The sequence below is a fragment of the Oceanobacillus sp. FSL W7-1309 genome (assembly GCF_038002145.1).
Lineage (GTDB): Bacteria > Bacillota > Bacilli > Bacillales > Amphibacillaceae > Oceanobacillus > Oceanobacillus profundus.
In genome coordinates this window covers 2,236,759-2,258,326 of sequence record NZ_JBBOBX010000001.1, presented here as the reverse complement: position 1 = coordinate 2,258,326, position 21,568 = coordinate 2,236,759, and the positions used below count along the sequence as shown (strand labels likewise).

At 39.2% G+C, this 21,568-nt stretch carries 17 protein-coding genes, 2 tRNA genes and 2 rRNA genes; 6 read left to right on the top strand and 15 right to left on the bottom strand.

Annotated features, from left to right (window positions below; translation table 11 throughout):
- Positions 1 to 277: 277 nt before the first annotated feature.
- The gene (locus tag NST46_RS10835) at positions 278 to 970 is read right to left on the bottom strand and encodes a Na-translocating system protein MpsC family protein (RefSeq protein ID WP_341137168.1); all 693 of its coding nucleotides are present in this window, start codon (positions 968 to 970) and stop codon (positions 278 to 280) included.
- Positions 971 to 1,449: 479 nt separating this feature from the next.
- On the opposite strand from NST46_RS10835, the gene NST46_RS10830 reads away from it, so the two are divergent.
- Positions 1,450 to 3,027, top strand: coding sequence for a BCCT family transporter (locus NST46_RS10830; RefSeq protein WP_341137167.1), 1,578 nt, complete (start codon positions 1,450 to 1,452; stop codon positions 3,025 to 3,027).
- 73 nt (positions 3,028 to 3,100) lie between these two features.
- Positions 3,101 to 3,301, top strand: coding sequence for a CsbD family protein (locus NST46_RS10825; RefSeq protein ID WP_095314383.1), 201 nt, complete (start codon positions 3,101 to 3,103; stop codon positions 3,299 to 3,301).
- A gap of 412 nt (positions 3,302 to 3,713) precedes the next feature.
- On the opposite strand, the gene groL is transcribed toward NST46_RS10825, so the two are convergent.
- Together groL and groES are read right to left on the bottom strand one after the other, a co-directional pair.
- Positions 3,714 to 5,345 carry a chaperonin GroEL gene (gene groL, locus NST46_RS10820; RefSeq protein ID WP_341137166.1) on the bottom strand — a complete coding sequence of 544 codons (1,632 nt, stop codon included), beginning with the start codon at positions 5,343 to 5,345 and terminating at the stop codon, positions 3,714 to 3,716.
- A 78-nt stretch (positions 5,346 to 5,423) separates the two neighbouring features.
- Positions 5,424 to 5,708 (bottom strand): co-chaperone GroES, encoded by a 285-nt coding sequence (groES, locus tag NST46_RS10815; protein WP_095314493.1) that lies wholly within the window; start codon positions 5,706 to 5,708, stop codon positions 5,424 to 5,426.
- Positions 5,709 to 5,983: 275 nt separating this feature from the next.
- On the opposite strand from groES, the gene NST46_RS10810 reads away from it, so the two are divergent.
- On the top strand, positions 5,984 to 6,703 hold the full coding sequence (locus tag NST46_RS10810) for a CPBP family intramembrane glutamic endopeptidase (protein WP_095314491.1): 720 nt from the start codon (positions 5,984 to 5,986) through the stop codon (positions 6,701 to 6,703).
- Positions 6,704 to 6,706: 3 nt separating this feature from the next.
- Positions 6,707 to 6,904 (top strand): YdiK family protein, encoded by a 198-nt coding sequence (locus NST46_RS10805; protein WP_095314489.1) that lies wholly within the window; start codon positions 6,707 to 6,709, stop codon positions 6,902 to 6,904.
- Between the two features lie 76 nt (positions 6,905 to 6,980).
- Here NST46_RS10805 and NST46_RS10800 read toward each other — a convergent pair whose 3' ends face one another.
- Positions 6,981 to 7,997, bottom strand: a complete 1,017-nt coding sequence (locus NST46_RS10800) for a hypothetical protein (protein WP_118889966.1) — start codon at positions 7,995 to 7,997, stop codon at positions 6,981 to 6,983.
- 297 nt (positions 7,998 to 8,294) lie between these two features.
- A complete protein-coding gene (locus tag NST46_RS10795; RefSeq protein WP_095314486.1) occupies positions 8,295 to 8,933 on the bottom strand; it encodes a redox-sensing transcriptional repressor Rex in 639 nt (212 codons plus the stop codon).
- Positions 8,934 to 9,084: 151 nt separating this feature from the next.
- Here NST46_RS10795 and NST46_RS10790 point away from each other — a divergent pair, with 151 nt between their 5' ends.
- Both NST46_RS10790 and NST46_RS10785 read left to right on the top strand, forming a co-directional pair.
- Complete coding sequence (locus tag NST46_RS10790) at positions 9,085 to 11,013, top strand: ABC-F family ATP-binding cassette domain-containing protein (protein ID WP_341137165.1); 1,929 nt, start codon at positions 9,085 to 9,087, stop codon at positions 11,011 to 11,013.
- Between the two features lie 169 nt (positions 11,014 to 11,182).
- Positions 11,183 to 12,520, top strand: a complete 1,338-nt coding sequence (locus NST46_RS10785; RefSeq protein ID WP_095314482.1) for a hemolysin family protein — start codon at positions 11,183 to 11,185, stop codon at positions 12,518 to 12,520.
- A 64-nt stretch (positions 12,521 to 12,584) separates the two neighbouring features.
- On the opposite strand, the gene NST46_RS10780 is transcribed toward NST46_RS10785, so the two are convergent.
- From NST46_RS10780 to NST46_RS10735, 10 genes are all read right to left on the bottom strand, one after another.
- Positions 12,585 to 13,757, bottom strand: coding sequence for an FtsW/RodA/SpoVE family cell cycle protein (locus NST46_RS10780; RefSeq protein ID WP_095314480.1), 1,173 nt, complete (start codon positions 13,755 to 13,757; stop codon positions 12,585 to 12,587).
- A 242-nt stretch (positions 13,758 to 13,999) separates the two neighbouring features.
- Positions 14,000 to 15,010 (bottom strand): tRNA (adenosine(37)-N6)-threonylcarbamoyltransferase complex transferase subunit TsaD, encoded by a 1,011-nt coding sequence (gene tsaD, locus NST46_RS10775; RefSeq protein ID WP_095314478.1) that lies wholly within the window; start codon positions 15,008 to 15,010, stop codon positions 14,000 to 14,002.
- Positions 15,007 to 15,465, bottom strand: a complete 459-nt coding sequence (rimI, locus tag NST46_RS10770; protein ID WP_240033884.1) for a ribosomal protein S18-alanine N-acetyltransferase — start codon at positions 15,463 to 15,465, stop codon at positions 15,007 to 15,009. The genes tsaD and rimI overlap by 4 nt, the downstream gene beginning before the upstream one ends.
- Positions 15,449 to 16,156, bottom strand: a complete 708-nt coding sequence (tsaB, locus tag NST46_RS10765) for a tRNA (adenosine(37)-N6)-threonylcarbamoyltransferase complex dimerization subunit type 1 TsaB (RefSeq protein WP_095314474.1) — start codon at positions 16,154 to 16,156, stop codon at positions 15,449 to 15,451. Before tsaB ends, rimI begins: the two co-directional genes overlap by 17 nt.
- 11 nt (positions 16,157 to 16,167) lie before the next feature.
- Positions 16,168 to 16,617, bottom strand: a complete 450-nt coding sequence (tsaE, locus tag NST46_RS10760; RefSeq protein ID WP_095314472.1) for a tRNA (adenosine(37)-N6)-threonylcarbamoyltransferase complex ATPase subunit type 1 TsaE — start codon at positions 16,615 to 16,617, stop codon at positions 16,168 to 16,170.
- 8 nt (positions 16,618 to 16,625) lie between these two features.
- The gene (gene thiL, locus NST46_RS10755; protein WP_445254265.1) at positions 16,626 to 17,603 is read right to left on the bottom strand and encodes a thiamine-phosphate kinase; all 978 of its coding nucleotides are present in this window, start codon (positions 17,601 to 17,603) and stop codon (positions 16,626 to 16,628) included.
- 477 nt (positions 17,604 to 18,080) lie between these two features.
- Positions 18,081 to 18,157, bottom strand: a tRNA-Asp gene (locus NST46_RS10750).
- Positions 18,158 to 18,236: 79 nt separating this feature from the next.
- A tRNA-Met gene (locus tag NST46_RS10745) sits at positions 18,237 to 18,313 on the bottom strand.
- A 45-nt stretch (positions 18,314 to 18,358) separates the two neighbouring features.
- Positions 18,359 to 18,474 (bottom strand): 5S ribosomal RNA (gene rrf / locus NST46_RS10740).
- Positions 18,475 to 18,592: 118 nt separating this feature from the next.
- Positions 18,593 to 21,511 (bottom strand): 23S ribosomal RNA (locus tag NST46_RS10735).
- Between the last annotated feature and the right edge of the window lie 57 nt (positions 21,512 to 21,568).

Here is a 21,568-nt window from a genome sequence, read left to right as displayed (position 1 = left end):
CCTTAACTAATTAACTTACATCCTTTTTATTGCGGAAATAGTTACCCGTTCTGTTTGTCGGTGGTTCTTGTGAAAATTACGGTTTCCCGACAATAGAAAAGGCGATATAAGTTGCATGATAATAAACAATGCATAACTCCAAGATTGTATTTTTTGCTGCAATTTAAGAAATCTGCTTCATAGAAAAAGCTTCTTATTAATATAAAAAAGCCGAAAAGGATCTTATAACGATCCCTTTCGGCTTATGTCCAGCTCTATTGTCCGGCTCACTTCTACCTTAATTGTTATTTGGCTGTAAAATAAATATAATATAGCTTTTATCCAGCTTGAAATCCCAATCAACAAAGATATCAACCACGCTTTTTTGAAGAATATTTTCAAAATCGCCGGCGTGTAATAGTCCTTTTTCTAATTGCCTTTTCGTAAGCTTAAGATGTTCTTCAAACCCGGTTTTAATTAATTCTTTTTCAATTCTGACCAAGATACCTGTTCTTATCACTAAAAGCGTTCTTTCATTAAGAAAACAAGAATCTACGAATTCCGGTAATTTCTCTGCCTGTCTACTTATACGCATTATATCTTTATGGACTGCTTCTTTTTCAGTGTAATTCTCTAACGCATTGTCTTCATCCTCTTCATTCTCCAAAACCCCGACTAAAATGCCCGAACGATTATGAAGAGACCAATCATAGTACAATTCCTTTACTTCTAAACTTGCAATAACCTTTAAGGTAACCTTGATCCCAGGGATAAGCTCCTGCATGAGGAGATCTCTTGTTTCTTCCACTTTCATTTTTTCTCCCTGAGACAATAACACCCGTTCCATCGGAGCTAGAAAATCTCTCAGGTGTATGGTGATAAATGGTTTTTTTAAGGAAACATAAACGGAAGATGGTCCTTTCCCAAAGTTATCCCTTAAAAGCTTCCCTATATAACTTGCTATTTCAGCTTGTACAGAGTTTTTTTCCATTAATAGTCATTCCTTTTTATAGGCAGAAACATTATTTTTCCCACCCTGAGAAATAGTATAGCAATGTGTTTCCTTAAATACAAGGTTAACCATTTTCTACGTTTGATAACAGGCGGTTCCTATATTCACTATAGAATTAATAAAAAAACTATCCATCAATCGTTTAAGTTTTCCAGAAGTGGGGAACATATCTTTCGTTGCTTTCATGGTTAATTTTTGATGTCCTCGTTTATATTGCCTATCTGCTCTTAGCCTGGATTATTCACTCGTTGGTCACATTGTTAATAGTAGTAGGTGTGGTAGACATTATTCAGCGCATTCTGAAATTAAGTTCATTTCACCTCGGATTATGGAGCAGAAATTAAAGCTTGAATAGACTTTTAAACAGGCTCCCATTCAGTAAAATTGAAGTGGAGAGCGTACCTAGAAAAACAAAATTTAATAGTTGAATCGTTTGTAGAAGTATAGGAGGTAACTTCATGGATAAAGAAAACAGATCCAAAGAGAAGAGAAGATTAATTGATCATCGCATTTTTGCACCATCCATATTAATTATGATTGCAATTTGTGTTCCATTTGCGTTATATGAAAATGAATCATTGAAACTATTAAATAGCATATTTAATCAGATTGTCGATATTTTAAATTGGGGCTATTTATGGTATGCCATTTTAATGGTTGCCGCAGGTCTTTATTTTTCATTTTCCAAATACGGGAATGTCGTGTTAGGAGATCCGATGGAAAAGCCGAGATTCAATCTGTTTGAATATTCCTCCATTCTAATTGCCATGGGGCTTGGGTCCACTATTATGCGAACCGGTATGACTGAATGGGGAAATGTCGCAGTTGATCCCCCTTTTGGTGTGGAAGCACAATCAGCGGAAGCGTTGATGTGGGGTAACGCCTATAGTATGTTCCTGTGGAGTTTCCAAACCTTTGCTATTTTTGTTATGGCTGCACCTGCCCTGGGATATCTTGTGCATGTCCGCAAGAAACCCCATATGCGGATTTCCGAAGCATGCCGCAGTATTTTTGGCGATACGTTTACAGATGGGATTGGTGGAAAAATATTGGATGTTATTTTTCTAGTTAGTATCCTTTCAGGTGCTGCTGTTACTTTAGGACTGGGTACACCGATTGTTACCTATAGTTTAGCAGAAATATTTAATATCGAAATCACATTTGGTTTAACATTGATCGTGACCATCGTGTGGGTATTGTTTTTCTCCATTAGTGCCTATTTAGGGATCGAAAGGGGTATTAAGAAATTAAGCACCCTTAATATGTATCTTGCTGGAATATTTGCTGTGTTTATCATGGTAGCTGGACCTGGTGTATTCATTCTTAATTATTTTACGGACTCCATCGGGTTTCTATTTACACATTATATTGATATGTCTTTAAATACAAACGCCGTATACCCGGGAGAAAGTACACATATACAAAGCAATACTGTGTTCTGGTTTGCCTATAATGCAACATGGGCCATGCTGCATAGTGTTTTCGCTGCAACAATATCAAAAGGCAGAACGATCAGGGAAATGATTTTGACTTATCTATTGGCTCCAATGCTCATATCCTGGGGTGCAACAGCCGTCCTTGGAGGTCTTGGTGTCGAAAGGTATCTAAGTGGAGAATTACCTGTATTAGATATTATCCAGGAAGACGCGATGGCTGCCATACCAGCAATTATAAGTTCATTGCCTTTCGCTATCTTTGCAATTGCAGCCTTTGTCGTCATCGCCATGCTTTTTATGATTACGACACTGGATTCAACAACATATACGATTGCTTCCTATGCAGGAACAAGGAACATGAGTAAATCAGAACCTTCTAAGAATTTGCGTCTGATTGTCGCGGCAATCATTACCGTATTCTCCTTATTATTAATGCGCATAGGCGGTCTTGCTCCGCTGGAGGTAGTTTCAGGAATAATGGGGATACCGATTATTTTCGTCCAGTTTCTGACCATATATGCCGCTAAGAAAATGATGGATGAGGATCGAGCATGGGTCAATAATGTAAGGAAAAACAAGCCACGGAAACAGAAAAAATAGTACTAAACAGAACAAGAATGTTTAATGTGGGTTTATAACAGGAAATAAATGATAAAAGAGAGGTGAAAACAAAATGAGTAACGGAAATGCTGACAAAATAAAAGGTAAAGCAAATAAAGCTAAAGGTGAAATGAAAGATCAAGTTGGTAACCTAACAGATAATAAGAAAGTCCAGGCAAGCGGCAAAAAGGATAAAGTGAAAGGTGAGGTTCAGGACACCTTTGGTGATGCAAAGAATGAAGCAAATGAAACAAAGACCGATCAGAAAAAATGAGAAGACTAAGAGCGTGTAATATAAAACGGTGCAGTAAGAAATGGTGCCTCCCCCCGAAAATTAGATTTTCACCTCTAATTTTCGGGGGGATTTTTTTGGCTAAATATGGTGAGGAATTTAAGATAAAGCTTGTTACAGAGTATTTATAAGGCAACCTAGGATATAAATCATTGACCAAAAATATAATATGGGTAGCGAAACATCAATATTGAATGGATTAAAAAGAAGAACGATCTTCACATAAAAATGGAAAAAATGAAAAAGGACGCTTCCGCATAAGTGAGAACTTTATACGAAAACGCCCTTTTAAACTTAAATTTATAATAAATGTTACCTTTATGTTACTTTTTAGTTTGACGGGGTTCGCAACAGCATCCCAAACGTTTATAAATCAACATTTAAGGGTGGTTTGTTACATCATACCGCCCATTCCACCCATGCCGGCCATATCAGGCATTGCAGGTGCACCGCCTTCTTCAGGCTTATCAGCTACAACAGCTTCTGTAGTTAATAGCATTGCTGCTACAGATGCTGCGTTTTGCAGTGCAGAACGTGTTACTTTTGTTGGGTCAACGATTCCAGCTTCAACCATGTTTACCCATTCGTTTGTTGCTGCGTTATATCCTACGCCAACTTTTTCGTTTTTCAAGCGTTCTACGATGATAGAACCTTCTAAACCAGCGTTTTGTGCAATTTGACGAACTGGCTCTTCGATTGCGCGAAGTACGATTTTCACACCAGTTGCTTCATCGCCTTCTAGGTTTAGTTCACTTACTTTGTTGTAAACGTTGATTAGGGCAGTACCACCACCGGATACGAAGCCTTCTTCAACTGCAGCACGTGTAGAGTTCAATGCATCCTCGATACGCAGTTTGCGCTCTTTTAATTCTGTTTCTGTTGCAGCACCAACTTTAACTACTGCCACACCACCAGATAATTTAGCAAGACGCTCTTGTAATTTTTCTTTATCAAATTCAGAAGTTGTTTCTTCTGCTTGTGCACGGATTTGTGCAACACGGCCAGAGATTGCTTCTGGGTTGCCAGCACCCTCAACAACTGTAGTGTTTTCTTTTGTTACAACAACTTTCGAAGCACGTCCTAATTGTTCGATAGTAGCAGACTTAAGATCCAATCCAAGATCTTCAGTAATCACTTCTCCACCAGTTAGGATAGCGATATCTTCTAGCATTGCTTTACGACGGTCACCGAATCCTGGAGCTTTAACAGCTACAGCGTTGAACGTTCCGCGAAGTTTGTTTACAACTAATGTTGCAAGAGCTTCCCCTTCAACATCTTCAGCGATTAATAATAATGGCTTTCCTTGTTGAACAACTTGCTCTAATACTGGTAATACTTCTTGGATATTACCAATTTTCTTATCTGTAATAAGAATGTATGGATCTTCTAATACTGCTTCCATTTTATCTTGGTCAGTAACCATGTATGGTGAAGAATATCCACGATCAAATTGCATCCCTTCAACAACCTCTAATTCTGTGTTGAAGCCTTTTGATTCTTCAATTGTAATAACGCCATCATTGCCAACGCGTTCCATCGCTTCAGCAATTAAGTTACCAACTTCATCATCAGATGCTGAGATAGCTGCGATTTGTGCGATAGAGTCTTTGCTTTCAACCGGTTGAGAAATTGCTTTTAATTCTTCAACAGCAGTTGCTACAGCTTTCTCAATACCGCGGCGGATACCTACAGGGTTTGCACCAGCTGTAACGTTTTTCAAACCTTCGTGAATCATTGCTTGTGCAAGAACTGTTGCAGTAGTTGTACCGTCACCAGCTACATCATTTGTTTTCGATGCAACTTCAGATACAAGCTGTGCTCCCATGTTTTCAAAAGCATCTTCCAATTCGATTTCTTTCGCAATGGTTACCCCATCATTTGTAATTAGAGGTGAGCCGAATTTTTTATCTAAAACAACGTTACGTCCTTTTGGTCCCAACGTTACTTTTACAGCGTTTGCTAATACATCTACACCGCGCAGCATTGCTCCACGTGCTTCTTCATTGAACTTAATATCTTTAGCCACTTAAAATTCCTCCTTTAAAATAATCATTCGAAAAATTTATTTGTCGTCGTTCATGTATGTGTTGGTTTTGTGTTACGATTAGCTTACTACAGCTAAAATGTCATTTTCACGAAGAATTAAGTATTCTGTACCTTCATATTTCACTTCAGTACCAGCAAATTTAGAGAATATAATGCGGTCCCCTTCTGCAACTTCAAGTGCCACTTTTTCCCCATTTTCAGTTACACGGCCAGATCCTACTGCTACTACGCGACCTTCCTGTGGTTTTTCCTTTGCAGAGTCTGGTAGTACGATACCGCTTGCAGTTGTTTCTTCTTGCTCAACAAGTTCGATAACAACACGATCTCCTAGTGGTTTAATCATGTAGAATGCCTCCTCAATTCTTTAACGTATTAGATTTATTAGCACTCTCAATGATTGAGTGCTAATTTCTATATTCATAATAATTAATCCCATAAAAAAATGCAAGTAATGTGTCTATAATTTTATTTAATTTCTAGTAAAATTTTATGTAAAGGGGCTCATAATATTAACAGCCTGTATAATATGATAAAATATCTTTTATGATGATTGATGATCAATAGATGGAATATGTAATACATATACTAAACTATACAAAGCAAAAGGAGTCGTTTTATTTGGCACGTAGATATTGGTATGTCATTTTAACTTATATACTGATGCAGCTTTCTGCATTTCCCGTTGCTCTGCTTGCAAAGCATCATTATATCCCAGTACAAGGTGTGATTTACTGGTCCATTTTTAGCTTTATTCTCGGACTTCTTATTATTTTGTGGATTATGAAGCCCGATATGCAGATGAGAGATACACGCAATGCAGCACCGATGAGCTCAATGATACTCTGGTCAATCCTCGGTGTATTCATGGCTTTCTTTGCACAAGGAATTGCAGTAGCAATTGAAATGAATATACTAGGGATTTCACCTGGATCAGAAAACACTCAAGGTATCATGGATATAGCTCGTGCAGCCCCATTATTTATTATTATTCCTGCAGTGATTGCCCCAATATTGGAAGAAATCATTTTCCGAAAAATTATCTTCGGCAGTCTCTATAAGCGCATGAATTTCTTCTTCGCAGGTTTGGTCTCCGCCCTTATCTTCGGTTTTATTCATGAAGGGATGGAACATATCCTAATTTATGCTTCGATGGGGTTTGTATTTGCGTTTCTTTATGTAAAGACAAAACGAATTCTCGTTCCGATTATCGTTCATGCAGCAATGAACACATTAGTTGTTGTCGGGCAATTATCGATGGATCCAGAAGAAATGCAGCGACAACTTGAGCAAATGCAACGTCAGGTTGAGCAATTGCAAATGATCCTTATTGGAGGTTAATGAATGATTCATTCTTTGTTAGTTAAAGCGTTCATTTACTTCATAATGGCAATGATTTTTATTTACGTTGCCGTCCAAAGCAAAGGGCAAACAATCTGGAATCCCACCACGCTCATTTTTGCTGCTGTAGCAACGCTTGCCTTTGGAGTTGCAGTTCGATTGCTTAATAAGTATTTTCGATTGAAAAAGAAGAAGCATTAAATAGATACTATATAGATCTTCTTAATAAAAAAGAAGGCTGTTTCTAGATTAATACTGAAACAGCCTTCTTTTATTTTTATTGGATAGACTTCAACTTATCTATCCATTCATCTTTATCTTCGATTGATTTTTCAAACGTTGTGTAGCGAACAACATACAAATCATTGTCTTTCGCAAATACCCTTGCTACTTCTTCCTGATCGAGCTGAATATCATCTTCTGTTAATGAAAAATCAAAAAATCCTTCTTCCGCAGAATTAAATTCAAGCTCACCTGTAGTCATTTCTGTTAAATTCATTTCCATCATTTCGATAAAGCCTTCAGCACCTAACAATTCATCACCATCTGGATAATAATGAATCGTAAACAGCTCTGTGAAATTCGTTTGATCCTCATCAACTAAAAGAAATTCAGCGGTTGCTTCACCGTCTCCTTCCTCATAGTTCTCAAGCTCCCACTTTCCTTCATCAAACGGAATTTCTAAGCTCGTAATTGTGTCAATGTAAACACCTTCTGCCGCTGCATCAGCAGCAGTCTCTTCGATAACTTCCCCATTCTCATCAAGAGGAATTATTTCGCTTGGTTCTTCGGAACTATAAATTTTCCATGCACCATCATCTGGTCGCAAGACATGAACCCCGTGTGTTTCATTATTCATAAAATCAGGACCATCGACTTTCATTGTCGTCTGTTTATAAGAGATTGTTGCTTCTTCTTCTGATTTTTCTTCTACAACTAAATCAAATAATTCCATATCTAATGTATACACAGATAATTGATCGATTGTCGTACGTGTTGAGTCATATAAAGGAGATTCACTATGTATGGTTTCCATGTAAGCATCCAAGTCATTTTCTGTTAATGCTTCTAAGTTTGCTTCAAGTACTGCAAATAATGCCTCATCTTCTGGAACTACATTTTCTTCTGCTTCTTCAGACCCGTTTTTCTCGTTTGCTTCCGCATCATTTGTTTCTTCAGTTGCTTCAGCATCGTTAGTCCCTTCACTCTCATTGTCACTTTCATTTGAACATGCAACAATGAACAAACTAATAAATAAAACAAACATAATACCTAAAACCTTTTTCACGTTCACGAATAAATTCCTCCTCTTTCTCAATATATTCCCAATACAGATTAACGTAATAATCAGTAAATGGATAGATGTCTTAAGAACCAATAATTTTCAGAAAAATATTAGTTCCATTTATCTAGTTAATATTTATCAGCTTGTTTCCAGTGGTTGTTTAAAACGGAGATTTTATGGAATTGATGCAAATAAATTATGGTATTTACCAATATAAGGACATCCAAATCCAACCATAAAAAAACAAGGCTTTTGACCTAATATCAATAGCCTTGTAAATAAACAAAAATTTACAATGAGTAATATCTACTCTGGATTATCTAACGAATAATGCTTTAGGAAATAGACAAGGGCCTGCAATTCAACAGCAAGATCAATATGGTGGACCCGAATATGCTTCGGTACACTAATCCTTGCAGGAGTAAAGTTAAGAATCCCTGAAATCCCTTTTTCTACAAGCTTATCGGCGATCACTTGTGCTTCAACAGCTGGAACAGTTAGGATAGCGACTTTAATGTCTTCTAACTTTTCCTCTAAATCACGAATATCATAAACGGGTACCCCGCCAATATCCGTGCCAACCTTTTCTGTATCTGCATCAAATGCCGTAGTAATCCGGATATTATTGTTCTTCATAAAGTTATAATGAAGGAAGGCTGTACCTAAGTTCCCAACTCCGATTAATGCAACCTCTGTAACCTCATGCTGATCCAACGTACTTCGGAAAAATCCTAATAAATACTCTACATTATAGCCGTATCCCTTTTTTCCCAATGCGCCAAAATAAGAAAAGTCTCTTCGAATTGTTGCAGAATCCACTTTTACTGCATCACTCAGCTCCTTTGAGGAAACTCGCTTCTTCCCTTGCTGATTTAAATTGTTAAGAAAACGATAATATAAAGGCAGCCGCTTGGCAGTAGCTTGTGGAATTTTATTCTGTTCCATCAATCTTCCTCTTTTCAATCCAATAGTTGTATATGATAAGTTCTTTCCTTCTATTTTAACAGAAAACGTCAAATAAGTCGTGATATTTTTCACAATTCAGTTGCCTCGTTAAATAACTATAAGATACACTGTACATGATGGGGTGAAAAAGATGATATTAATGCAACTAAACGGAATTTCCAAATCCTTCGGTGCTGAAGAGATTTTATCAAATATTAAAATTGAAATTAAAGATAAAGACCGTATAGCTATTGTCGGCAGAAACGGTGCAGGTAAGTCAACATTACTTAAAATTATGGCACAAGAATTATCGTATGATGAAGGGGAATTTTTTCAACCGAAGGATCTTACATTCGGTTATTTATCCCAGCATATGACGTTAGAATCAGGGAAAACCATTTGGGATGAAATGCTAGAGGTATTTTCCCATTTAAAATCATTGGAAAAGCAACTTCGAGCATTAGAGAAAGAGATGGAGAAAGCCAGCGAATTATCTGGAGAAGAATATGACAAAGTCCTTAAAGAATATGACAAACTTCAACTAGCATATCAGACTGATGGGGGCTATACGTATGAATCTGATATTAGAGCTGTACTTAGTGGGTTAAATTTTGAGTCCTTTGATTATGATACTCCAATCGCAGAACTTAGTGGTGGACAAAAAACACGACTTGCCCTGGGTAAATTGCTGCTTCAAAAACCACAGTTGCTTATTCTTGATGAACCGACCAACCATCTTGATATTGATACATTGTCATGGTTGGAAAACTATCTCGTTAGTTATCCAGGCGCCATTGTCATCGTTTCACACGATCGGTACTTTCTTGATAAAACAGTTTCCATTGTATATGAAATTTCACGGCATAAAACGCGAAAATACCATGGTTCGTACAGCAAGTATTTGGAGCAAAAAGCACTAAATTATGAACAGGAATTAAAGGAATTTGAAAAGCAGCAAACTGAAATTAAAAAAATGGAAGACTTTATCCAGCGGAATATTGTACGTGCTTCGACTACAAAACGAGCACAAAGCAGGCGGAAGCAGCTTGAAAAAATGGAGCGTCTTGATCGGCCACTAGGTGATGAGTCATCCGCTTCCTTCTCCTTTCAAATTAATCGCAGAAGTGGAAATGATGTATTAAAAGTTGAAGAGCTTAGCTTATGTTATGAAAAAGAAGTGGACCCTATTTTTTCCAACATACGACTGGATATAAATCGCGGTGACCGTATCGCACTTGTTGGTCCGAATGGTGTAGGGAAAACTACATTACTTAAGGCCATCTTAGGTAGACTGCAGACAGAAAAAGGAAACATCCAGCTTGGTACAAATGTACAAATTGGCTACTATGATCAAGAACAGGCTGATCTTAATTCTACTAAGACGATTCTTCAAGAATTATGGGATGATTACCCCACCATAAATGAAAAAGATATCCGCACGGTTTTAGGAAACTTTCTTTTTTCTGGAGATGATGTATTAAAGCAGGTCCATACATTAAGTGGTGGAGAAAAAGCAAGACTAGCCCTTGCTAAGCTTAAAATGCAGCAAGCAAATTTCCTTATTATGGATGAGCCTACAAACCATTTGGACATTGATAGTAAAGAAGTGCTGGAAGCGGCTTTGATTGATTTTCCTGGAACCATCCTTTTCGTATCACATGACCGCTATTTTATTAATAAAATAGCTGATCAGGTTGCTGAAATGGAACGAGATGGAATTACAATCTATCTTGGGGACTATGATTATTATTTGGAGAAGAAAGAAGAAGAGGCAGAAATCGAAAGGCTAAAACAGGAAAAGGAAACAACATCCAACTCTGAAACAAAAAAGCTAAGCTATAAGGAAGGCAAGCAGCTGCAAAGTGAAAAAAGGAAAGTCCAGCGTCGTATCTCAGAACTTGAAGAAATGATTGAACATCAGGAACTAGATATTGCACAGATTGAAGAAGAAATGACAAAACCGGAAGTTTATCAAGATCATGAAAAGTCATTGGAGCTTACAGAAACAGTGAATAAGTTGAAATACGAAATTGAACAACTTATAGAAGAATGGACTGCCCTTCAAGAGGAGAATAGTTGAACGATTTCATATAGTCCATTATAATAAACAGTAGGCAGCTAAACAGCTGCCTATTTTGTATCATTTTATAATAATGGAGTGTTTCGAGTGTAAAATCAAACATTGTTGGGAATCAAATATTTAATGATGGCTTCTTATTAAATTTAAAATCAGTTGGAGGTTACACAAATTGACGATTGCTATCGTTACACTCATTGTGCTTATTTTTCTAAATGCATTTTTTGCTGCGACTGAGATCGCATTAATTGGATTAAATAGTAATAAAGTAAAACGGAAAGCGGATGAAGGTGACAAAAAAGCTGGTATGCTCTATAAGCTAATTGAAGAGCCTAGTCGTTTTTTAAGTACGATTCAAATTGGCATTACACTTGCAGGGTTTTTAGCCAGTGCATTCGCTGCGGACTTCTTTGCTGGTCCATTAGCTCAAACTTTATATGAATTGGGATTTCCAATAGCTCTTCCTGTTCTGCAAACAATATCTGTGATTGTCATAACCATTATCCTCTCCTATTTTACGCTGGTATTCGGTGAATTAGTTCCAAAACAGCTTGCACTGCAAAAGGCTGAAGCTATTTCAAATTTCGCAGCGACACCAATCACATGGCTGTTAAGGCTTAGCTATCCTGTCGTAAAATTGCTCACATTCTCAACGAATACTGTCATACGTATTTTTGGAGTTGATCCAAATGCAACGAGTGATGAAGCAACAGAAGAAGAAATTCGAATGATGGTTGATATTGGCGGCGATACCGGGACAATTCAAAAGGCAGAGAAAGTTATGATCCATAATGTCTTTGAGTTTAATGATCGCCAGGTTTCAGACATTATTACGCACCGAACAGATATGTCTGCACTTCCAATAGATGCAAGCTTGAAAGAAACCATTGAACTCGTAAATGAAAAAAGATACACTCGATTTCCGGTTTATGAAGAAGATATTGACCGAATTGTTGGTATCCTCCATGTTAAAGATTTGCTTCATTATATGGAAGTGGATAAGACCTTTCATTTAAGCGAGATTATTCGAAAACCACATTTCGTCCTAGAAACGCAACGGGTAGACACGCTATTTGCAGAGATGCAAAAAAGTAACTCCCATATTGCTATCGTATTGGATGAATACGGCGGAACAGAAGGACTAATTACAATAGAAGATATTATTGAAGAACTTGTTGGAGAGATTCTTAGTGAAAGTGATGCAACCGCACCTGAGCAGGAAATTAAACAAATTGAACCAAATAAGTTCATTATCGATGGAATCACCCATTTATATTTATTAGAGAAATTCCTTCAACTAGATCTGCCTACCGAGGAATTCGATACACTAAACGGTTTTTTAATTGGAGAGATTGGCTTTATTCCATCGATAGAAGAAAGACCGATTATTCCATATAAAAATATCATCTTTGAAGTTACAGAGGTTGCTGATAATCGTATTAAAAAAGTAATTGCAACAATTCATGAAGAAGATATAGAAAAAATAATAGAAGATCAGGACACACAATAAAAAATGCAGTATCGCCGTAGCGATACTGCATTTTTTTATTTTTTAATCTGACCGATTGTACAAGTTATTTAAATAAATAATCATTTTGTATACTGTATTCCACCGCAACGCGATAGATGACACCTAAACCAAGCATCGTCGACATAACCGAGCTCCCTCCATAACTAACAAGCAAGAGCGGAATACCAGTTATCGGCATAATCCCAAGTGTCATTCCGATATTTTGGAAAACGTGAACTAGCAACAAGCTTAAAAAGCCATAACAGAAAAACGTACCAAAAGGAGAATGCTTATAAATACTCAATCCTAGTGTAACTAGTTTATATAGTAGCATAAAGTACAAAAATATAACAATTGCGCTTCCAATAAAACCGAAGCTTTCCCCGATTACCGAAAAGATAAAATCGGTATGGGCTTCTGGATAATTCACCTCAAGGCTTCCCATGCCTTTTCCAAATAATTGGCCAGATCCTAAAGCCATATATGCACGATCAAAATGAAAGGTCGCATCACTCGACTGCTGAGTTGGATCAAACCAAGTTAGAATACGGTTCACTTGATATTGTTTAATCCCGATTAACTCTTGAGCAAGCACTGGAAATTTAATAATAAACCCAATAATAGCTGCACCTGCAGAAGAAATAATGACAATTAAACTCAGTATAATTCTCCAATTGATACCTGACAGTATAATTAACATACCTGATATAAATAAGTATACCATCGCGGTTCCAAAGTCTGGCTGTAACATAATTAGACCTACCGGAATCCCTGTAAACAGTAAGATTTTCGCTAACAAGAAGGTATCACTTTTTATGCTGCTCACTTCGTATTTTGTTTTATGCTTACTAATTACAGCAGACAAAAAGAGGATGGTCGTTACTTTCGTAAATTCTGCCGGTTGAAGCGATAATCCTGGTAATGTAAACCAGCTCTTTGCCCCGTTTATTGTACGAGCAATTGAATCAGGGCTTATCAACAATACAATTAGTACGAATATGCTTATTCCATATATATAGATACTCGCCTTTTGCAACTGTTCTAAATCAAGAAATTGAATTGCGGCAACGATACATGCACCAATCGTAAACCAAACAATCTGCTTCAAAACAAAATTTTCACCTTCATATTGCTCTAACTGTTGGGCATTATATATCGAAAGTAAACTTACACAAACGAACAAAGTAAATAAAAAAATCAAATCCGTTTGCATATAGTACGATTGCTTTTTATTCATAATAGCCTCACCAAATTTCTTCCCTGCTCATTTCAATACTTCATCCCAGTAATCATAATAGATAGATTTTAGTTATCCACATAAAAACAAAAGAAAAAAAGCTGAATACAAGGTTATTAACAAAGTTATACACATTATCCACATAGACACCTATCTCTTATCAACAGTTTTCATCCACAATCAAGATAAGTGTTTTTAAGCTATTTCACTAAATTATCCACACCCCTGTGAATAATCTACTTCTATTTTAACATTAACGATGCATTTGCATTTAAATCAAGCCCAGACCGTCTCCCTTGCTCAAATGCAATCGTTCCTGCTGCAGCTATCATGGCAGCATTGTCTGTACATAGCTTGATATTTGGAATGAGTAAAGGAATATCCGTTTCGGAAAAAACAGCTTCCAGTTCTTTTCTCAATCCTTTATTTGCAGCGACTCCACCAGCAACAATTATTTGGCTAACATTATATTCTTTAGCAGCCTCTAATGTTTTTGTTGTCAGCACCTCAACAACACTAGCCTGAAAGCTAGCAGCAATATCTTCATTTTTTAATATCTCGCCACGTTGCTTGGCATTATGAATTTTATTAATAACTGCAGATTTCAATCCACTAAAGCTAAAATCGTAGCTTCCTTCTTCTAACCATGCTCTTGGAAAATCAATCGTTTCTTTACCAATTGCAGCTAACTGGTCGATATGTGGTCCACCTGGGTATGGCAGGTTAAGCATTCGCGCTACTTTATCATAGGCTTCACCTGCTGCATCATCTCGGGTCTCCCCGATTAGTTCATAGGAGCCATGCTCTCTCATTAAGACAAGCTCTGTATGACCACCAGAAACGATTAATGCTAGTAATGGAAACTCAAAATCCTTTTCTAATCGATTTGCATAGATGTGACCAGCGATATGATGCACACCAACTAACGGCTTTTGTTTTGCAAAGGACAATGCTTTCGCTGAATTCACTCCAACTAGCAATGCTCCTACAAGCCCTGGTCCTTCTGTAACAGCAATCGCATCCACTTCGTCCCACGTTATATCTGTATTTTCAAATGCTTCTTCCAGAACGACCGTCATTTGTTCTACATGATGCCTGGAAGCTATTTCAGGCACGACACCACCAAATCGCTTATGACTCTCAATTTGGGAAGCGACGACATTTGTTATTATCTCTGTACCATTTCTTACAATCGATACTGCTGTTTCATCACAGCTCGTTTCAATTCCAAGTATAATTGTATCTTTTTTCATTTTAAATTCACCCACATAACGATAGCATCTTCTTGATTATCTGTATAGTAATTTTTGCGAATCCCACCTGGCACAAGTCCGAACTTCTGATATAGACGTTGGGCTGGAATATTGGATTGTCTTACTTCTAATGATAATCGTTTTACACCTAATTGCAATGCATATTGAACGGTATATCCAAAAAGTTTCTCTCCAAGTTTATGACCTCTAAACCCAGGCATAATAGCAATATTCGTTATTTGTGCATCATCAATAACAATCCATGTTCCAATATAACCTATAATCTGCTCATCTAATTGTAAGACAAAATAATGCGCGTGTTTATTATCAAGAAGCTCCTGGTAGAAAATATCTGTTGTCCACGGCGTTGTAAAAGACGCACGCTCAACTTCCATTACATGATCTACATCAGAAACTTCCATTTTCCGTATTACACATTTAGCCATGGTTTTCATTTTCCTTTTGCGCTTTTAACCAATTCGCCTCTGCTTCTGCTAAACGTAAGTAATTTGGTGTTAATGCATGTGTAGTATCTGGTTGCTTTGTTAGTCCAGCAAGACCCAAATGCCCTGCCTGTGGAATATGGTATGGTCCTTCCGGAATAATCGCTCTTTCACCTAACCCCTTTTCAATCGCTTCTTTATAGATTGCAATATCAGGACTTAAAAAAAGAACGTTTGTCTCTTGCTCCTTTAATGTCTGAAGCACATCTTCCATTAATAGATTTTTTTCTTCAAAAACGGCTTCTAAATGATTATTCCTCCATTGATATAACCCTGTAAACACTAATCCCCGTCTAGCATCAAAAAACGGACAAATTACGCCATTAAAGAACCTTCCTTGATAGGACAAAACTTCTAAGCTAGAAACACCTACCACAGGTATATCTAAAGCCCAAGCCATTGTTTTTGCTGTTGAGACTCCAATTCGGACACCAGTATAGGAACCGGGACCTTTGGCAACTATAATTTTATCCAGTTCCTCCGGCCTCATCGATACTTCCTTCATTAACTTCTCAATAGCTGGCATTAAACGAACCGAATGATTTTTTGTAAGATTCGTCATCACTTCTCCAATAATCTGATCGCCTTTTAGTACTGACACACCTAGGACTTGATTGGAGGTATCTATTGCAAGTATATTCATTCTCGTAACTCCTAACTAATCAATTCATTCATAACCTCTTCAAAATGAGAACTTGAAGCTGTAAATTCAAGTATTCTTTTATCCTCATCTATATAGCCAATTCTAATCGCTAAACGCTCGTTTGGCAAAAACTCTTCAATGAATTGTGCCCACTCAACAACTGTAATTCCATTTCCATGAAAATATTCTTCAAATCCAATATCTTCATCAGAGTGTTCAAGTCGGTATACATCCATATGATATAAAGGGAGAGTTCCTTCATATTCTTTTATAATCGTAAATGTGGGGCTGCTGATATTACGTTTGACACCAAGTCCTTTCGCCAAGCCTTTTGTGAAAGTTGTTTTTCCAGCACCCAACTCACCTTCCAATGTTATAACATCTCCAGGCTTGAGCAAAGTTGCAAGCTTTTCTGCAATTACCTGTGTCTCTGCTACTGTATTTGTCTGTATTTGTACCATATACTCACCTACTTTAAATGTGTATAACCTTTTTTTTCTAATAGGATAGATTTATGTTTTTGCTTTAAAATGACTTTGCCATTTTTGCCTGCTTCCACAACCTCACCTATTTTCGTAACATTTGTATTCGTTAACTCTCCAATTTGCTGAACCTTATCCCAATCCTTTGGAGGGATTGTACCTAACAATTCAAAGTCCTCTCCACCAAACAACTTCCATTTTTCTTGTAATTCCACAGGAAATTGATTATAAGAGCTGTTTGTTGGAATTTCAGATTCATTTAATAGAAGAGTAACGTTCGAAGCTTCGGCTATTTCATTCGCCTCACTCGCTATTCCATCACTAATATCGTTTAATGTTACGCGAGCTAAGTGACCTAAACCGATTGCAAAAGAAATTCGAGGACTTGGCATTCTATGTCTATTTATATAATAAGAAGCTTCCTTATAGTTATTTGAATGGGTTAAAATATGTAACCCTGCCCCTGAGTCACCTAATGTTCCAGTTACAAAGACTATATCGCCTGACTCGGCTGTACTTCGATAGCGAGCCTTATCTTTCATCGTAAAGCCTATTACAGTAACTGAAATGCACATTTCCTTTCCCGATACTGTATCTCCACCGATTAAATCCATTTTATATGCTCGGGCTAAGTGACGCATTCCATTGAATATTTGTAACAGTTCTTCCTGTGACCAACCTTTTGGAATTACAATCGAAACAAGGTAAAATGCAGGGGTTGCTCCCATTGCCGCTAAGTCACTGATGTTTGCAGCAAGCGCCCGGTAGCCTACATGAAAAAGTGACATCGTCTCCTTTGAAAAATGCACTCCTTCGACAAATGTATCTACTGCAGAAACAATATTTTGTGATAACGAACTAAAAACAGCTGCATCATCCCCAATTCCTTTGATCAAAGATGATTGGTTGTACGTATGTTGCTTTATTGATTCTATAAAAGAGAATTCGTCCACATTAATCACCATTCTTTTTATCGACTACAACTATGATAGCAAAAAGATTTGAACTACTCCACCTTAATTCCTTACAAAAATTTTTGATGGAGATTCTTGAGTAAAGCAACCTAATGATTTCTATAACATATATGCTTTTCTCACGCACATTTATTTAACTTTCCTAACACTAATTCGTTCCTGTGATACTATATTGGAGATTATACTGAAGGTGAAAATACTATTTTGTAAGATGAGTATGAACGCTAAAGCTACTTCCCTTATTGAGTACGATTCATCTCCACCATAACCCTATTTCGCCTGAGGAGGAATCTTCTCTCCTAATTAAGTCAAAATGGGAAAACTTTTTTGAGGGCAGTAGCGAAGGTTTATCTATGTAATAAGCTTTCTGAAAGATAATTTATAGTATTGCTAAATGAATGCTATAAATCAAAAAAACATGATTCATTTTCTGGAATCATGTGTCTAATAGCTAATATAATATGTAAATGGCGGTCCGGACGGGACTCGAACCCGCGACCTCCTGCGTGACAGGCAGGCATTCTAACCAACTGAACTACCGGACCAATAATAATATATGTTGAAAACCTAACAGGTACATTAATCCAGTACTTCTAGCTTCAACTTATTTCAAGTTATTTTTTTTGGTTGCGGGGGCAGGATTTGAACCTACGACCTTTGGGTTATGAGCCCAACGAGCTACCAGACTGCTCCACCCCGCGATATGTTGATCTTCCTAATTCAATTGGAAAATCATATAAAAACTTGCCTGGCGGCGTCCTACTCTTGCAGGGGCAAAGCCCCAACTACCATCGGCGCTGAAGAGCTTAACTTCTGTGTTCGGCATGGGAACAGGTGTGGCCTCTTCGCTATTGCTACCAGACAATCCTCAAAAACAAGGACAAGTTTTATTATATGCATTTCCGAATAAAAATGCAAGGTTTTTTTGAATTTATACCTTAAAAACTAAATAAGAGTAAACAAGACATCAAATAAAGAATTTAGTTAAGTCCTCGATCGATTAGTATCCGTAAGCTCCACGTGTCACCACGCTTCCACACCGAACCTATCAACCTCATCGTCTCTGAGGGATCTTACTCACTCGAAGTGATGGGAAGTCTCATCTTGAGGGGGGCTTCATGCTTAGATGCTTTCAGCACTTATCCTTTCCACACGTAGCTACCCAGCGATGCTCCTGGCGGAACAACTGGTACACCAGCGGTGTGTCCATCCCGGTCCTCTCGTACTAAGGACAGCTCCTCTCAAACTTCCAACGCCCACGACGGATAGGGACCGAACTGTCTCACGACGTTCTGAACCCAGCTCGCGTACCGCTTTAATGGGCGAACAGCCCAACCCTTGGGACCGACTACAGCCCCAGGATGCGATGAGCCGACATCGAGGTGCCAAACCTCCCCGTCGATGTGAACTCTTGGGGGAGATAAGCCTGTTATCCCCGGGGTAGCTTTTATCCGTTGAGCGATGGCCCTTCCATGCGGAACCACCGGATCACTAAGCCCGACTTTCGTCCCTGCTCGACTTGTAGGTCTCGCAGTCAAGCTCCCTTGTGCCTTTACACTCTACGAATGATTTCCAACCATTCTGAGGGAACCTTTGGGCGCCTCCGTTACCTTTTGGGAGGCGACCGCCCCAGTCAAACTGCCCGCCTGACACTGTCTCCGAACCGGATCACGGTCCTGGGTTAGAATGTCCATACAGCCAGGGTGGTATCCCACGGATGCCTCCACCGAAGCTAGCGCTCCGGTTTCCAAGGCTCCCACCTATCCTGTACAAGCTGCACAGACATTCAATATCAGGCTACAGTAAAGCTCCACGGGGTCTTTCCGTCCTGTCGCGGGTAATGCGCATCTTCACGCATAGTATAATTTCACCGGGTCTCTCGTTGAGACAGTGCCCAAGTCGTTGCACCTTTCGTGCGGGTCGGAACTTACCCGACAAGGAATTTCGCTACCTTAGGACCGTTATAGTTACGGCCGCCGTTTACTGGGGCTTCGGTTCAAAGCTTCGCCTTGCGGCTAACATTTCCCCTTAACCTTCCAGCACCGGGCAGGTGTCAGCCCCTATACTTCGCCTTTCGGCTTCGCAGAGACCTGTGTTTTTGCTAAACAGTCGCTTGGGCCTATTCACTGCGGCTCCATGTAAATGAAGCACCCCTTCTCCCGAAGTTACGGGGTCATTTTGCCGAGTTCCTTAACGAGAGTTCTCCCGCTCACCTTAGGATTCTCTCCTCGCCTACCTGTGTCGGTTTGCGGTACGGGCACCTATGATCTAACTAGAGGCTTTTCTTGGCAGTGTGAAATCCGGAACTTCGGTACTAAATTTCCCTCCCCATCACAGCTTGAAATTGCCAGACGGATTTGCCTATCTGACTTTCTCACTGCTTGGGCGCACATATCCATCAGTGCGCATTCCTTATCCTACTGCGTCCCCCCATCGCTCAAACAATCATGAGGTGGTACAGGAATATCTACCTGTTGTCCATCGCCTACGCCTTTCGGCCTCGGCTTAGGTCCCGACTAACCCTGAGAGGACGAGCCTTCCTCAGGAAACCTTAGGCATTCGGTGAAAGAGATTCTCACTCTTTTTTCGCTACTCATACCGGCATTCTCACTTCTAAGCGCTCCACCAGTCCTCACGGTCTGACTTCACAGCACTTAGAACGCTCTCCTACCATTGTTCGTAAGAACAATCCGCAGCTTCGGTGATACGTTTAGCCCCGGTACATTTTCGGCGCAGAGTCACTCGACCAGTGAGCTATTACGCACTCTTTAAATGATGGCTGCTTCTAAGCCAACATCCTGGTTGTCTGGGCAACTCCACATCCTTTTCCACTTAACGTATACTTTGGGACCTTAGCTGGCGGTCTGGGCTGTTTCCCTTTCGACTATGAACCTTATCACCCATAGTCTGACTCCCAAGTAAAAGTAACTGGCATTCGGAGTTTGACTGAATTCGGTAACCCGGTGAGGGCCCCTAGTCCAATCAGTGCTCTACCTCCAGTACTCTATTTCTTGAGGCTAGCCCTAAAGCTATTTCGGAGAGAACCAGCTATCTCCGTGTTCGATTGGCATTTCACCCCTACCCACACCTCATCCCCGCATTTTTCAACATACGTGGGTTCGGGCCTCCAGTCAGTGTTACCTGACCTTCACCCTGGACATGGGTAGATCACACGGTTTCGGGTCTACGACCGCATACTCATTCGCCCTATTCAGACTCGCTTTCGCTGCGGCTCCGTGTCTTCCACTTAACCTTGCATACGATCGTAACTCGCCGGTCCATTCTACAAAAGGTACGCCGTTACCCATTAACGGGCTTCGACTACTTGTAGGCACACGGTTTCAGGTTCTATTTCACTCCCCTTCCGGGGTGCTTTTCACCTTTCCCTCACGGTACTGGTTCACTATCGGTCACTAGAGAGTATTTAGCCTTGGGAGATGGTCCTCCCGGATTCCGACGGAATTCCACGTGTTCCGCCGTACTCAGGATACACTCCGGAGGGAATTCTTTTTCAACTACAGGGCTGTTACCTTCTGTGGCTGACCTTTCCAGGTCGATTCATTTAAAGAATTCCTTGGTAACTCCGAGTGGAGTGTCCTACAACCCCAGAAAGCAAGCTTTCTGGTTTGGGCTCTTTCCGTTTCGCTCGCCGCTACTCAGGAAATCGATTTTTCTTTCTCTTCCTCCGGGTACTGAGATGTTTCAGTTCCCCGGGTCTACCTCATGCACCCTATGTATTCAGATGCATGTACTGTTCCATTACGAACAGTGGGTTCCCCCATTCGGAAATCCCCGGATCAAAGTTTACTTACAACTCCCCGAGGCATATCGGTGTTAGTCCCGTCCTTCATCGGCTTCTAGTGCCAAGGCATCCACCGTGCGCCCTTATTCACTTAACTAAGTTACAGTAAATAAGCGTACTAATTTATTAGCCTTGCTTTTATTTAAAAATATTG

Bases quoted from the DNA above. Each gene is read 5' to 3' on its own strand.
- NST46_RS10790 (WP_341137165.1), top strand. From the start codon at position 9,085: ATGATATTAATGCAACTAAACGGAATTTCCAAATCCTTCGGTGCTGAA.
- NST46_RS10780 (WP_095314480.1), bottom strand. From the start codon at position 13,757: ATGAATAAAAAGCAATCGTACTATATGCAAACGGATTTGATTTTTTTA.
- NST46_RS10825 (WP_095314383.1), top strand. From the start codon at position 3,101: ATGAGTAACGGAAATGCTGACAAAATAAAAGGTAAAGCAAATAAAGCT.
- NST46_RS10835 (WP_341137168.1), bottom strand. From the start codon at position 970: ATGGAAAAAAACTCTGTACAAGCTGAAATAGCAAGTTATATAGGGAAG.
- NST46_RS10830 (WP_341137167.1), top strand. From the start codon at position 1,450: ATGGATAAAGAAAACAGATCCAAAGAGAAGAGAAGATTAATTGATCAT.
- tsaE (WP_095314472.1), bottom strand. From the start codon at position 16,617: ATGGTACAAATACAGACAAATACAGTAGCAGAGACACAGGTAATTGCA.
- NST46_RS10805 (WP_095314489.1), top strand. From the start codon at position 6,707: ATGATTCATTCTTTGTTAGTTAAAGCGTTCATTTACTTCATAATGGCA.
- tsaD (WP_095314478.1), bottom strand. From the start codon at position 15,010: ATGAAAAAAGATACAATTATACTTGGAATTGAAACGAGCTGTGATGAA.
- groES (WP_095314493.1), bottom strand. From the start codon at position 5,708: ATGATTAAACCACTAGGAGATCGTGTTGTTATCGAACTTGTTGAGCAA.
- NST46_RS10795 (WP_095314486.1), bottom strand. From the start codon at position 8,933: ATGGAACAGAATAAAATTCCACAAGCTACTGCCAAGCGGCTGCCTTTA.
- thiL (WP_445254265.1), bottom strand. From the start codon at position 17,603: ATGGTGATTAATGTGGACGAATTCTCTTTTATAGAATCAATAAAGCAA.
- tsaB (WP_095314474.1), bottom strand. From the start codon at position 16,156: ATGAATATACTTGCAATAGATACCTCCAATCAAGTCCTAGGTGTGTCA.
- rimI (WP_240033884.1), bottom strand. From the start codon at position 15,465: ATGAAAACCATGGCTAAATGTGTAATACGGAAAATGGAAGTTTCTGAT.